Source organism: Ruegeria sp. P8 (assembly GCF_056534665.1).
Genome location: NZ_JBQERC010000016.1, coordinates 45,341 through 57,958 on the forward strand (window position 1 = coordinate 45,341; position 12,618 = coordinate 57,958).

At 59.4% G+C, this 12,618-nt stretch carries 17 protein-coding genes; 14 read left to right on the forward strand and 3 right to left on the reverse strand.

Translation table 11 applies throughout. The annotated features are described in order from the left end of the window. The first annotated feature begins 147 nt into the window (after positions 1-147). From ffh to ACR0BZ_RS16190, 11 genes are all read left to right on the forward strand, one after another. A complete protein-coding gene (ffh, locus tag ACR0BZ_RS16140) occupies positions 148-1,656 on the forward strand; it encodes a signal recognition particle protein (RefSeq protein ID WP_480920735.1) in 1,509 nt (502 codons plus the stop codon). Then, positions 1,656-2,210, forward strand: a complete 555-nt coding sequence (locus ACR0BZ_RS16145; protein ID WP_480546184.1) for a GNAT family N-acetyltransferase — start codon at positions 1,656-1,658, stop codon at positions 2,208-2,210. The genes ffh and ACR0BZ_RS16145 overlap by 1 nt, the downstream gene beginning before the upstream one ends. Then, positions 2,207-2,749, forward strand: coding sequence for a GNAT family N-acetyltransferase (locus tag ACR0BZ_RS16150; protein WP_480920736.1), 543 nt, complete (start codon positions 2,207-2,209; stop codon positions 2,747-2,749). The genes ACR0BZ_RS16145 and ACR0BZ_RS16150 overlap by 4 nt, the downstream gene beginning before the upstream one ends. Continuing rightward, positions 2,746-3,042 carry a chorismate mutase gene (locus tag ACR0BZ_RS16155; protein WP_209506121.1) on the forward strand — a complete coding sequence of 99 codons (297 nt, stop codon included), beginning with the start codon at positions 2,746-2,748 and terminating at the stop codon, positions 3,040-3,042. Before ACR0BZ_RS16150 ends, ACR0BZ_RS16155 begins: the two co-directional genes overlap by 4 nt. Positions 3,043-3,137: 95 nt before the next feature. Further along, positions 3,138-3,527 (forward strand): 30S ribosomal protein S16, encoded by a 390-nt coding sequence (gene rpsP / locus ACR0BZ_RS16160; RefSeq protein WP_209506119.1) that lies wholly within the window; start codon positions 3,138-3,140, stop codon positions 3,525-3,527. 12 nt (positions 3,528-3,539) lie between these two features. Then, positions 3,540-4,175: a 5,6-dimethylbenzimidazole synthase gene (gene bluB / locus ACR0BZ_RS16165; RefSeq protein WP_480920737.1), complete on the forward strand. Its 636-nt coding sequence runs from the start codon at positions 3,540-3,542 to the stop codon at positions 4,173-4,175. 6 nt (positions 4,176-4,181) lie between these two features. Then, positions 4,182-4,331: a hypothetical protein gene (locus ACR0BZ_RS16170; protein ID WP_162896811.1), complete on the forward strand. Its 150-nt coding sequence runs from the start codon at positions 4,182-4,184 to the stop codon at positions 4,329-4,331. Then, positions 4,324-4,827 (forward strand): ribosome maturation factor RimM, encoded by a 504-nt coding sequence (rimM, locus tag ACR0BZ_RS16175; RefSeq protein WP_480519415.1) that lies wholly within the window; start codon positions 4,324-4,326, stop codon positions 4,825-4,827. Before ACR0BZ_RS16170 ends, rimM begins: the two co-directional genes overlap by 8 nt. Continuing rightward, positions 4,827-5,642 carry a hypothetical protein gene (locus ACR0BZ_RS16180; RefSeq protein WP_480623519.1) on the forward strand — a complete coding sequence of 272 codons (816 nt, stop codon included), beginning with the start codon at positions 4,827-4,829 and terminating at the stop codon, positions 5,640-5,642. The genes rimM and ACR0BZ_RS16180 overlap by 1 nt, the downstream gene beginning before the upstream one ends. Then, positions 5,639-6,448, forward strand: coding sequence for a tRNA (guanosine(37)-N1)-methyltransferase TrmD (trmD, locus tag ACR0BZ_RS16185; RefSeq protein WP_480623520.1), 810 nt, complete (start codon positions 5,639-5,641; stop codon positions 6,446-6,448). The genes ACR0BZ_RS16180 and trmD overlap by 4 nt, the downstream gene beginning before the upstream one ends. A 134-nt stretch (positions 6,449-6,582) precedes the next feature. After that, positions 6,583-7,008, forward strand: a complete 426-nt coding sequence (locus ACR0BZ_RS16190; RefSeq protein WP_480774178.1) for a hypothetical protein — start codon at positions 6,583-6,585, stop codon at positions 7,006-7,008. On the opposite strand, the gene ACR0BZ_RS16195 is transcribed toward ACR0BZ_RS16190, so the two are convergent. After that, positions 7,005-7,805, reverse strand: a complete 801-nt coding sequence (locus tag ACR0BZ_RS16195) for a glycoside hydrolase family 25 protein (RefSeq protein ID WP_480920738.1) — start codon at positions 7,803-7,805, stop codon at positions 7,005-7,007. The two genes, ACR0BZ_RS16190 and ACR0BZ_RS16195, sit on opposite strands and share 4 nt — an antisense overlap. A gap of 379 nt (positions 7,806-8,184) precedes the next feature. Between ACR0BZ_RS16195 and rplS the strand changes: the two genes are divergently transcribed. Together rplS and rpmE are read left to right on the forward strand one after the other, a co-directional pair. Next, a complete protein-coding gene (rplS, locus tag ACR0BZ_RS16200) occupies positions 8,185-8,568 on the forward strand; it encodes a 50S ribosomal protein L19 (protein ID WP_267366771.1) in 384 nt (127 codons plus the stop codon). Positions 8,569-8,579: 11 nt separating this feature from the next. Then, positions 8,580-8,801, forward strand: a complete 222-nt coding sequence (gene rpmE, locus ACR0BZ_RS16205) for a 50S ribosomal protein L31 (RefSeq protein WP_267366773.1) — start codon at positions 8,580-8,582, stop codon at positions 8,799-8,801. Positions 8,802-8,855: 54 nt separating this feature from the next. Here rpmE and ACR0BZ_RS16210 read toward each other — a convergent pair whose 3' ends face one another. Beyond that, the gene (locus ACR0BZ_RS16210) at positions 8,856-10,466 is read right to left on the reverse strand and encodes an MFS transporter (RefSeq protein WP_480920739.1); all 1,611 of its coding nucleotides are present in this window, start codon (positions 10,464-10,466) and stop codon (positions 8,856-8,858) included. Between the two features lie 486 nt (positions 10,467-10,952). On the opposite strand from ACR0BZ_RS16210, the gene ACR0BZ_RS16215 reads away from it, so the two are divergent. Next, positions 10,953-11,762, forward strand: a complete 810-nt coding sequence (locus tag ACR0BZ_RS16215) for a division plane positioning ATPase MipZ (protein WP_480920740.1) — start codon at positions 10,953-10,955, stop codon at positions 11,760-11,762. 73 nt (positions 11,763-11,835) lie between these two features. Here ACR0BZ_RS16215 and ACR0BZ_RS16220 read toward each other — a convergent pair whose 3' ends face one another. Next, positions 11,836-12,441 carry a PIN domain-containing protein gene (locus tag ACR0BZ_RS16220; RefSeq protein ID WP_480920741.1) on the reverse strand — a complete coding sequence of 202 codons (606 nt, stop codon included), beginning with the start codon at positions 12,439-12,441 and terminating at the stop codon, positions 11,836-11,838. Positions 12,442-12,618 lie beyond the last annotated feature (177 nt).

Sequence of the window (12,618 nt, forward strand, 5' to 3'; positions counted from 1 at the left end):
CCGGAAGCGTCTTGATCTTCCGGTCCCTTGAGTCGTTCAGGGATCGCCCCCCACCAGCGAGTTTCGCCCGTGGGGGCGTTTGTGCATTTAACCGACGCATCCTATCTAGGACGCGCCACCAGATAACCGGCTAAGGAGGCCGAAGGCATGTTTGAAAATCTATCCGAACGCCTTTCCGGCGTCTTTGATCGGCTGACCAAACAGGGTGCCCTGTCTGAAGAAGACGTCAAGACCGCCCTGCGCGAGGTCCGTGTTGCCCTGCTCGAGGCCGACGTCTCGCTGCCGGTGGCGCGTGAATTCGTCAAGAAGGTGCAGGACCAGGCGACCGGTCAGGCGGTGACCAAGTCGATCACCCCCGGTCAGCAGGTCGTCAAGATCGTGCATGACGCGCTGGTCGATACCCTGCGCGGCGAGGAAGACCCCGGCAAGCTGAAGATCGACAACCCGCCCGCCCCGATCCTGATGGTCGGTTTGCAGGGTTCGGGTAAGACCACCACCACCGGTAAACTGGCCAAGCGCCTGAAAGAGAAAGAGGGCAAGAAAGTCCTGATGGCCTCGCTCGACGTTTATCGCCCGGCGGCGATGGACCAGCTGGCGGTTCTGGGCGCGCAGGTCGGCGTTGATACGCTGCCGATTGTACCGGGCCAGAAACCCGTCGACATTGCCAAGCGCGCCAAGCAGCAGGCCACATTGGGCGGCTATGACGTCTACATGCTGGATACCGCCGGTCGCCTGCATATCGACGAAGTGCTGATGGACGAGGTCGAGCAGGTCCGCAACGCGGTTGACCCGCGCGAAACCCTGCTGGTGGTTGACGGCCTGACCGGTCAGGTCGCCGTTGAGGTGGCCGAAGAATTCGACGCCAAGGTCGGCATTTCGGGCGTGGTCCTGACGCGGATGGACGGCGACGGGCGCGGCGGTGCGGCGCTGTCGATGCGCGCAGTGACTGGCAAGCCCATTCGCTTTGTCGGTCTGGGCGAGAAGATGGACGCGCTGGAAACCTTCGAGCCGGACCGGATCGCCGGACGTATTCTGGGCATGGGCGACATCGTTGCCCTGGTCGAAAAGGCCCAGGAAACGATGGAGATGGAACAGACCGAGCGCATGATGAAGCGCATGGTCAAAGGTCAGTTCAACATGAACGACCTGAAGATGCAGCTGGAGCAGATGATCCAGATGGGCGGCATGCAGGGCATGATGGGCATGATGCCGGGCATGGGTAAAATGGCCAAGCAGATGGATCAGGCCGGTCTGGACGACAAGATCCTGCGCCAGCAGATCGCCTTGATCCAGTCCATGACCAAACGCGAGCGCGCCAACCCGCAGCTGCTGCAAGCCAGCCGCAAGAAACGGATTGCAGCCGGTTCGGGGATGGAGGTCAGCGACCTCAACAAGCTGCTCAAGATGCACCGGCAGATGTCGGACATGATGAAAAAGATGGGCAAGATGGGCAAAGGCAAGATGCTGAAACAGGCCATGAAGGGCATGTTCGGCAAAGGCGGCCCCAGCCCCAAAGACATGGCAGCCGGCATGGACCCCAAGGCACTGGAACAGGCGGCCAAGGCGATGGGCGGCAAGATGCCCGGCGGTCTGCCCGGCCTGGGCGGCGGCATGGGGCTGCCACAGGGCCTGAGCGGGTTTGGCAAGAAGAAGTAATGAACGCCATCGCCCAACATATCCCCCGGCTTGAAACCGAGCGCTTGATCCTGCGCGCGCCGTCCGAGGCTGATCTGGACGCCGATACCGCGTTCTTTGCCAGCGATGCGGCAAAATTCGTCGGCGGGCCACTGCGCCGGGATGAGGTCTGGCGACTGATCGCTTCGCTGCTGGGCCATTGGTCCTTGCGCGGTTACGGGTTCTGGAGTGCCGAGGAAAAAGCCTCGGGCACTTATGTCGGGCGGATCGGGCTTTGGTGCCCCGAAGGCTGGCCCGAACCCGAGATCGGCTGGACGCTGATGAACCATGCCACCGGCAAGGGTTACGCGACCGAGGCGGCACTGGCCGCACGGTCTTATGCGTATGATGTTCTGGGGTGGGAAACGGCGATCTCGCTGATTGATCTGGACAATCATGCCAGCAAGGCGGTGGCGAAACGGCTGGGCGCGCAGTTCGAGTATCACTATGACCACCCCAAATTCGGCAAGTCCGAGATTTGGCGGCACCCCGCGCCTGCCGATCTGGTGAATGGCGGGATGGAGGCCTACGCATGACCGCGTTCACCATCCCCACCGTTGAAACCGAACGTCTGATCCTGCGCGCGCCGCATCTGGATGATCTGCCTGCGCTGACCGCATTCTTTGCGACCGAGCGCAGCCATATGGTGGGCGGCCCGCGGGACACGCTGGAAAGCTGGGGCATGTTGGCCAGACGCCTTGGGCACTGGGCGTTGAAAGGATTTGGCCTCTGGCACCTGACCGAGAAATCCAGCGGTCGGTTCGCTGGCGGCGTCGGCCTGATTGACGCCCCCGGCTGGGACGAGCCTGAACTGGGCTGGACCGTGATGGAAGATTTCGAAGGCAAAGGTTTTGCCTATGAGGCGGCGCTTGCCGCCCGGTCCTATGCGGCGCGGCATCAGGGCCTGAACGGGGTGATTTCGTATATCGCCCACGAAAACGATCGATCGCGCGCTTTGGCCGAACGGTTGGGCGCAACGCTGGAGCGTGACAATGCCGAACTGCTGGGCCAGCCCTGCCAGGTGTGGCGGCACCCCAAGATTGACGTTTCGACACCCGAAAGGACCGGCCAATGAACAACCCCGTGACACGCGCGGCTGCATTGCTGAAAGAGCATCGCGAAAGCATCGACCGGCTGGATGCGATCCTTGTCTATACGCTGGGCGAGCGGTTCAAACACACACAGGCCGTTGGCAAGCTCAAGGCCGAACACAACCTTCCCCCGTCCGATCCCTCGCGTGAGGCCACGCAGATCGCACGGCTTGAAGACCTGGCGAAAGAGGCCGATCTGGACCCCGATTTCGCCAAGGCTTTTCTGAATTTCATCATTCAGGAAGTCATCCGACACCACAGGAAACACCAAGGGTGAACCAGAGGTTCAGCAACCATCAGAATTAACCGGAAAACACACCGGCCAATCAAATACACGCCTCCGGCGTGATGCCATTCAAAGGAGATACCACCATGGCAATGAAAATTCGTCTCGCCCGCGCAGGCTCGAAAAAACGTCCGTTTTACCGCATCGTCGCGGCTGACAGCCGGATGCCGCGCGACGGCCGTTTCATCGAGAAACTGGGCACCTACAACCCGCTGCTGCCGAAAGACAGCGAAGAGCGTGTGAAAATGGACATGGAACGCGTTCAGCACTGGCTGGATCAGGGCGCCCAGCCCACCGACCGTATCGCGCGTATGCTGGAAGCTGCCGGCACCCGTGACAAGGCCGAGCGCAACAACCCCAACAAGGGCACACCGGGCAAGAAAGCTCAGGAACGCGCGGAAGAGAAAGCTGCAAAGGCTGCGGAAGCTGCCGAAGCGGCTGCTGCACCGGCTGAAGAAGCGGCTGCAGAAGAATAAGCAGGCCGAAGCGTGCGGGATCAGACCTTTACTGACGCATTTCGCACGCAGTTCGATCTGTTGTTGCGGCTCCGGCGCGATGTGCGCCGGTTCCGCGGCGACGCGGTAGACGAGGCAGTGCTTGCGCGCTGCCTCGACGCGTTTCGGCTGGCCCCATCCGTGGGGCTAAGCGAACCCTGGCGCGTGATCCGCGTCGATAGCGCAGCGGCCCGGGCTGCGGCGCTAAGGAATTTCCAAACCGCCAATGATGATGCCCTGGCGGGCTATTCCGGCGACAGGGCGCAGCTTTACAGCCGCCTGAAACTGTCGGGGATGCAGGAAGCGCCGGTGCAACTGGCCGTCTTCTGCGACGACAGTACCGACAAGGGGATGGGTCTTGGCGCGGGCTCGATGCCCGAGATGCGGCGCTATTCCGTGGTCTCTGCCATCACCCTGTTCTGGCTGGCCCTGCGGGCCGAGGGGCTGGGGTTGGGCTGGGTATCCATTCTGGACCCCGAACAGATGGCGCGCGATCTGGATGTGCCGGACAACTGGCGTCTGATCGGGTATTTCTGTGTCGGATGGCCGGAACAGATATCTGACACCCCCGAACTTGAACAGGTTGGCTGGGAAAACCGGGCCGACAGCCTGAAGATCGAAACAAGGTAGCGCCAAATGTTCGGATTGATACGCCTTCCCATTCTGCTGCTGATCGCCTTTATTGTGGGCGTGTTCTTTGAGCGCAACAATCAGCGCGAAGCCTGCAACGGGCTTGGCGAATGGAGAAACGGGATCTGTTTGACGACGGGGGCTGCCAATGAGTGATCTGATCTGCGTCGGCAGCGTCGCGGGGTCTTATGGTGTACGCGGTGAAGTGCGCCTGAAAAGCTTCTGCGCCGTTCCCGAAGATATCGAGGCGTATTCGCCGCTGACGGATGAATCCGGCAAGGAACGCTATCCAGTGGTTCTGACGCGTACGATCAAGAACGGTTTTGCCGCCCGTCTTGGCGGCGTCGAAACCAAGGAACAGGCGGATGCCCTGAACGGTTTGCGCCTGTTTGCGCGGCGCGATCAGTTGCCCTCGTTGCCCGATGACGAGTTCTACCACACAGACCTGATTGGGCTTGAGGTCTATGACACCGGCGGCACCCTGCTGGGCAAGGTCAAATCCGTGCAGAACCACGGGGCCACGGACCTGCTGGAACTACACGGGCCGGGCCTGAAGGCGACGGTTCTGCTGCCGTTCACGATGCAGGTGGTGCCAACCGTCGATCTGGAACAGGGCCGCATCGTGGCCGACCCGCCCGAAGGCCTAATCTGATGCGACGTGTTCTGCTGCATCTGGGTTTTCACAAGACCGGCATGACGGCAGCACAGTCCTTTCTGCACGAAAACCGCGAGCTGATCTGGCCGCATTTCGCGCTGGTCCTTCCGTATAAGACCCGCAAGGCCGGGTTGAACGAAGCGGCCACGCGCCATTCGATCTATCGTCTGGATGACACGCTGGCAGGGTTTGGCGGTCAGCTGCACACGTTTTTCGACGGTCTGGATTTCGGAGCACGCCGGGGATTGATCCTGAGCGAAGAGAATTTTCTGGGCCTGCGCCCCAGCAGGAACAAAAGCGAAGGATACGGAGCCGCACCCGAACTGGCGGAAACGGTCGTCAGCGTGCTGCGCCGCCGTCTGGTGGGCGAAGAAACCGACATCACCGTCTACCTGTCGTTGCGCAATCGCGATGCGTGGTTGCGCAGCCTTTGGGCCCACGATCTTCACCTGTCGCGCATGGTTCAGGACCTGGACAGCTTTTGCGCCGATCTTGCGCATCTGCCGTCGCTACAGGACACGGCGGACCGGATTATGGACCGGTTGCCAACTGTCACGGTACGGACCGCGTGGATGGAAGCGCTGAAAGGCCACCACCTTGGATTGGGCGCACCATTTGCCGAATTTCTCGACCTGCCACCCGGGAAATCGGCGCGGCTAGTGAAGCCCGCGCATGAAAGCCCTCAGCTGTCCGACGACGTCCTGAGGGAACTGCTGGCCCTGAACCGATCATCGCTGGACGAAACGGCGTTGATCACTCAGAAAAAGGCCCTGATTCGAACCGCCCAACATGAACTGGCCCGCCAGAAATGACTGACAAACCCGGCAAATCCCATGGTCGCAAGGCGATCCGGGCCACGCTGAAACCGCGTGAGCTGATGACACCCACCCCGGACCTGCACGGCGTCTGGAAGGCCAAGATCATCACCCTGTTTCCAACTGCCTTTCCGGGCGTTCTGGGAGAAAGCCTGACCGGCAAGGCCCTGCAAGAGGGGTTGTGGCAGCTGGAAACCGTGGACTTGCGGCAGTTCGGTGTCGGCAGGCATCGCAACGTGGATGACACGCCTGCCGGGGGCGGCGCGGGTATGGTTTTGCGGCCCGATGTGTTGGGCGAAGCCATCGAGCACACCATGGCGGGCATTCAGGGCAACTGGCCACTGATTTACCTCAGCCCGCGCGGGCGGCGCATGGACCAGCGCATGATGCAGACCCTTGCGCGCTGCGATGGCATGACCCTGTTGTGTGGCCGGTTCGAAGGCGTGGATGAGCGCGTGCTGGAGCATTACGGTGTGCAGGAGGTCTCGTTGGGGGATTTCGTGATGACCGGCGGTGAGATTGCGGCGCAGGCCCTGATCGATGCCACGGTGCGCCTGATCCCCGGCGTTCTGGGCAATCAGGCCTCGACCGAAGAGGAAAGCTTTTCCTCGGGCCTGCTGGAACATCCGCAATACACCCGCCCGGCAGATTGGAAAGGCCGCCCGATACCCGAGGTTCTGATGTCGGGCCACCACGGCCGCATCGCCGAATGGCGTCACAAGATGGCTGAGGATATAACCCGCGAGCGGCGCCCGGATATCTGGGCCGACTATGCAAAATCCCGGTCGGATTCGTCTGAGTGACAGACCGAATTGTTGCAGACATGCCGCAGGTTCTGTGTTTGCCAGAATTCTATTTGCAGTTGATCATCTTCCAAAATATGCACGTTTGAAAGCCCTGCGTTTTCAGGGCCTTAAAACGAAAGACTAATTGCATTATGAAGAAGTTATTGCTTGGCGCTTTTCTGGTTGCCTCTGCCTGTACGACCAAACCACTGGGGATGTCCGTTCCAACGCAAGCCGGTCACAATCTGCATTCGGCGCGGGTTGCGGTCGACTCCTGCTCTCAGGAAGCTGACGAAGGTGGAAACAGCGCCGTCATCGGGGGATATGCAACGAATATCCTGCTGTGGGGTATCCTCATCGGCCCTGCGATTACCGCCCCGATCCAGGACGAACTGCGCACGCAGGGCGAAATCGATCAGGTGGACCGTTGCCTGCAAGAGCGCGGCTTCGAACGCCGGGAACTGAGCGCAGGTGAATCGTTCTGGGTGCGCAACGCCTTTGGGGAAGAGCGGGAGCGCCGGTTGGACCATCTGGTTGGCGGCGGCACTATGGAAACCTACGGTACTCCTAAGACCTAACCCCCGACCTTCCATCTGGCCCAGACGTCTGGTGTGCCGTTGAAGGTGTTGATGTCTACCCGGCCCTGAACGCCCGGCACCAGACCGGTGCCGGTATATTGCCAGAACCGCCAGACCGCGCGGGGATAGACAGTGCGGGGGTGGCCCGCAACCGATCTCAACCAGAACTCGGTCTTGGGCAGGCGCCCGATATCGGTGTCTTCAAAGAAATCCACCGTGGTATAGACGATCGGGCGGCGGCCATAATGTCGTTCGAGAATGTCCAGAAAGCGCTGCGCCTCGGCGCGGACGGTTCTGCCATCGGGGCGCAGCGTGCAAGTCTTGGAATGCGGTGTCCATTCCATATCCAGCACATGCGGCAGGTCTGCCCCTTTGGGCACGTTCTGGATGAACCAGCGGGCCTGTTCCCGGGCCGAGCGGCAGAAATAATAATAGTGGTAGGCACCCCAGGGTACACCAGCCGACTGTGCGCCGCGGCGGTGATCATCGAACAGGGGATCGGCCACGTCGCCGCCTTCGGTCGCTTTCAGAAACACAAAGCTGACGCCTGATGCCCGGGCCGTGCGCCAGTCAATCGGCCCCTGCCAGCGTGAAACGTCAAGGCCATGGATCGGGTATTGTCCGGGGTGACGCCCTTCCCAGTCATGGGGATCCGCGTCGCCAAAATCGGGGTAGATCACAAGCGGTGCTGTCCTGTCCACGCCCGGAACGGGTTCTACGGCCTGAGGTTTCGGGCCGCCCCGCCCGCAAGACATCAGCGCGACGGCCGTTATGGCCAGCATGAATGCCAATCGCATCATAGGGTCCTGTCTGAAATATCTGCTCATATTATTTGCCTCAGAATGCCTGATCTGGGCCGCTTGGCAACGCCTTACTTTCAGGCTGGCGGATTCCTACCGGCGCCTTGGGCAAGACAGGGCGTTTTTCCCTTGATCCCTGCCGGCAATACCCTTAAACGACCGCAATCCGGTGCCGCGTTCTGCGACTCCGGTGTTTTGGTTTGCACCATGGCGTGACGTCCCGCTTTCTTCGGCAGGGATGCGTCGGGTCAGGCCAGACCAAAGGAACATTCGATCTGACCTCTGGCGGGCTGTACGCAGGACCCGGTGAAGACCAAGAGCTCTCAGGCCGTACCCAACTTCGTGGACCAACCACGAGCAGATAGGAGAAACTGCGATGGACCTGATCGCACAGCTTGAGGCGGAACAGATTGCCGCCCTGGGGAAAGACATCCCCGATTTCAAAGCCGGTGACACTATCCGTGTCGGCTATAAGGTGACCGAAGGGTCGCGCACCCGTGTGCAGAACTACGAAGGCGTCTGCATCGCGCGCAACAACGGCAGCGGCATTGCCGGTTCGTTCACCGTTCGCAAAATCTCGTTTGGCGAAGGCGTGGAGCGTGTGTTCCCGCTGTATTCGACCAATATCGACAGCATCACCGTTGTCCGCCGTGGTCGCGTTCGCCGCGCCAAACTGTACTATCTGCGCTCGCGTCGCGGTAAATCCGCACGTATCGCAGAGGTCACCAACTACAAGCCTAAAGCTGGCGCCGAAGCGTAAGGAGCGGAAAGATGAAAAAAGACATCCATCCCGATTATCACGTCATCGACGTCAAGATGACCGATGGCACCGTCGTTCAGATGAAATCCACCTGGGGCAGCGAAGGCGACCAGCTGGCACTGGAAATCGACCCTTCGGTTCACCCTGCATGGACCGGTGGTTCGTCGCGCCTGTTGGACGCTGGCGGCCGCGTGTCGAAGTTCAAGAAGAAATACGAAGGCCTGGGTTTCTAAACCTTTGCCACAGTCTTTCAAAGGAAGGTCGCCAGCGGGCGGCCTTCTTTCGTTTCAGGCCCTTGCTTTCCCCGGTATCTGATCCTTGGGTTTCGTGAGTTCAGCCGCGTCGTGCAATGGCGGAACCGGACCGCGCAACAGCAGCAGCGCGATCACCAGCCCGATACACGCCGCAATAGCGGCCATGAGCATCGCCGCATCAAAGGCATTGTCCCGCAGGTCCCGCAACGCCCCGGCCAGTGCCGAACCTGTTGACGGGTCAAGCCCGGCAATCAGCTGTTCCACCTGTGTTGCCGTGCCATGTGTCAGGGCGCGCGCAAGGTCGTCGCGCTGCGTCGACCCGGCGGGCAGTGCGGTGATGACTTCTGACAGGCCCGAGCGGATGGTCAGAGCTTCGGCCAGACCGCCGACAACCGATCCCATCGTGGCCCCGAAATACAGGAATGCGTTGATCACCCCGGACCCTTGCCCGACATGTTCGTCGGGCAGCAACCGAAGCCCAAGACGGGGCAGCAACGAAAAACAGATGCCGATGCCAACCCCAACAATGATCAGCTTCCACCAGATTTCAGCATAGCTGTCGATATTCGAGGTTGTTGTCAAAAGCAGGAAGCCGCAGGCCATCAACCCCATTGCAGCGCTCACCGGCCATTGGAAACTGTAAGGTGCAAGCAAGCGCGGCGCGGTGACGGAAATGACAAACATGCTCAGGCTCAGCGGCAGAATTGCCACGCCCGCCTCAACCGGTGAATAGCCGAACGCGTCCGGGGATTGGACGAACACGTTGAAGTAGACAAAGAAGCAGAACAACGCGAACCCGGCAAAGAACATCCCCGTTGCCGCCATAAGATAGCGCGGGTGCCGGAAGTACCGGAACTCGACCAGCGGATCGTCGCTGCGCCGCGAGGTATAGACCAGACCAACGGCCGCCAAAGCGGCGACACCCAAAGGCACGATGGTCAGGGCGTTGCCCCATCCGTGTGCCTCACCGTTGCTGAGTGCGAAAGACAATGGGCCCAGCAGCAAGACAATGGCAATCGCACCTGCGGTATCGAATTTCGCACCCTGAAGGCGCGTATCCGGGACATAGTTCTTCCTGCTGACCTGCAGGCCGATCACAAACGCAATGGCAAGTAACACAAGGTCTGTGGCGAATACCCCGCGCCAGCTTAGGAAATTGGCAAAGCTTCCTCCGACTATGGGCCCGATGCCTATCGCAAGGCCCACGATCGCGCCCCACACACCGGTCACGCTGGCCCGTTCTTCCTCGGGCGTTGCGGCGGTCAGCAGGGACAATGAGGTGCCGAACAGGGCCGCAGCCCCCGCCCCCTGCGCGCCACGCCCAATCAGCAGCATCGCCGCGTTCTGTGAAAACAACACAGAAGCAGAGCCGCAGGCAAACACGATCATACCAAAGAAAAAGATACCCATCTTGCCCGTGATGTCCCCAAGCCGACTTACAATCGTCACAAGGGTCGCGCTGGCCACCGTATAGATCGCCATCACCCATTGCAGGCCCGAAGGTGTCAGGTCGAACTCGGCCTTCAGATATGGAAGGATGGTCGCAACAGCGGTTGTGTTGAAGCCAACGACCATCATGCAAATGGCCGTCATTGCAAGAACAACGCGTGAACCGCCTGAACTGTCCGCAGCAGTGTCCGGCATGCCTATGCCCCTTTCACCTGCTTTGAAGATGAACCAAAGAGGACCTGCGCAAAGCCTGCGAGGTTATTCGATGTAAATCTGTTTGGTATTTAATCAAATTTTCCGTCCCCCGCATAGTTTTCACGATCCGGCCCAACCGGCGCCACCGCGAAAGGACCCATTGGGCGGGCGATCTGTGCGTGTATGAATCAGGCAAAAGGCGCGATTGATTCCGACGCGGATCGTTGCAGGCAGCGGTTGGTGTATGCGTTCGGAAACAGGCACTGACGCGGCGATTTCGCCGCCAAAACCGCGATCGGCTAGCCGATCAAGGCAGATCACTCGACAGGCGCCTTCGTGTAACCCGCGCACGGCGCTGTGTTTTCCAAAATAGAGTCCGATAATGCCTAAAAGCGCCGCTTGAGGTTCTTTTCATCGCAGGCGACACAACATATAGTGGGTGCCAACAACGTGTAGTCAAACACGGCAAGACTTGGGAATACAAGCATGGCACATATCATTGTGGTCGGGAACGAAAAAGGCGGCGCTGGCAAATCGACCGTGTCGATGCATGTGGCAACCGCATTGGCCCGACTGGGGCACAAGGTCAGCACGCTTGATCTGGACCTGCGGCAACGCAGCCTTGGACGGTATTTCGAGAACCGGAACAACTTTCTGAAAAGCGCGGACCTGACACTGCCCAGCCCACGCCATCACGACCTGCCCGAGATCGATGCCAGCACGTTGAAACCGGGCGAGAATATCTATGACCACCGCCTGTCCGCTGCCGTGTCGCAACTGGAAAGCGACAGCGACTTTATCCTGATCGACTGCCCCGGCTCTCATACCCGGCTGAGCCAGGTGGCCCATTCGCTGGCCGACACGCTGATCACCCCACTGAACGACAGTTTCATCGATTTTGACCTGCTGGCGCGGATTGATTCAAAGGGTGAGAAAATCCTCGGCCCGTCCGTCTATTCCGAGATGGTCTGGAACGCCCGGCAATTGCGGGCGCAGGCCGGGCTTAAGCCCATCGACTGGGTCGTTGTGCGCAACCGCGTCGGTACCCAGCGCATGGTCAACAAGGAAAAGATGCAGCGCGCGATCGAAATGCTGTCGCAGCGCATCGGCTTCCGCGTCGCTTCGGGCTTTTCCGAACGGGTGATCTTTCGCGAACTGTTTCCGCGCGGCCTGACCCTGCTGGATCTCAAGGATATTGGCGTCAAACAGCTGAATATCTCGAACATCGCAGCACGGCAGGAACTGCGCGACATGATGCGAGAGCTGAACCTGCCGGGTGTCGAAATCGATTTCTGATCAGCTGTATTGGAGGCTGGTCTGCGCGGCAAACGGGCAATTCAAAACGCGAAATTCTCAGCCCCTAAGCCAGTCAGTGCTGGGTAATGTCGGGGCCATAACTGACTGATTGATCCGAAAAGACTACGTGACCACGTCTTTTCAACTCATCAACCAGCCTTTCCAGCTCTTCCTGCTCCAAGATCTTTAAAAAAAGTGCGTTCATCGTTCCCTTAAGGGTTTTGATCTTCCTAGGACGCGAAGTTCCTCTAGACTTCAAGCTGTCAACAATCGCATCAATTTTTTGATCCAGCGAGCTTGCATTCGAGATTTTGACGAATGGGATCTCGGATAGGTCTGCATGACGGAAAGCGGGGAGCTTCCTTTGTCGCAGATGTGCAATCAATGGGTCGAAGCCTTTGTCACGAGAAATAACATGAAAACACGCATTGGCGTCTTTGGTAGAGAGTTCTCCTAAGTAGAACGCAATATGAAAGTCCAAGGCGTTCGAGCCATTCCCTGCTATCTTCTGATAAACAGCATTTTCTCCCAAGCTTTGCAGTGCTTGTGCAAAGTCATAGGGTATGCTTTTTTGATTGGCTCCTACGAAAACAATCAAGGTGCAAACATGTCCCCGAAGGAGTTCGAGGTTCTTGGGTTGAACATTTTCAAAGTCGATTAGTATGTAGTTGTTTTTCAAAGGCCGCACTCCAATTCGAGCTCAATGCAAATACAGGACGCCGGATCAGGTCAATATGAAGGTTTCCCTGATTACCCTGCTTAAAACCGCATTGTCGGCAATGGCCTCAAACCCGCCATTCGTACAAATCCTCACCATTCTCGAACATTCGCTCCAACCCGCCGCTCGTACCCAGCT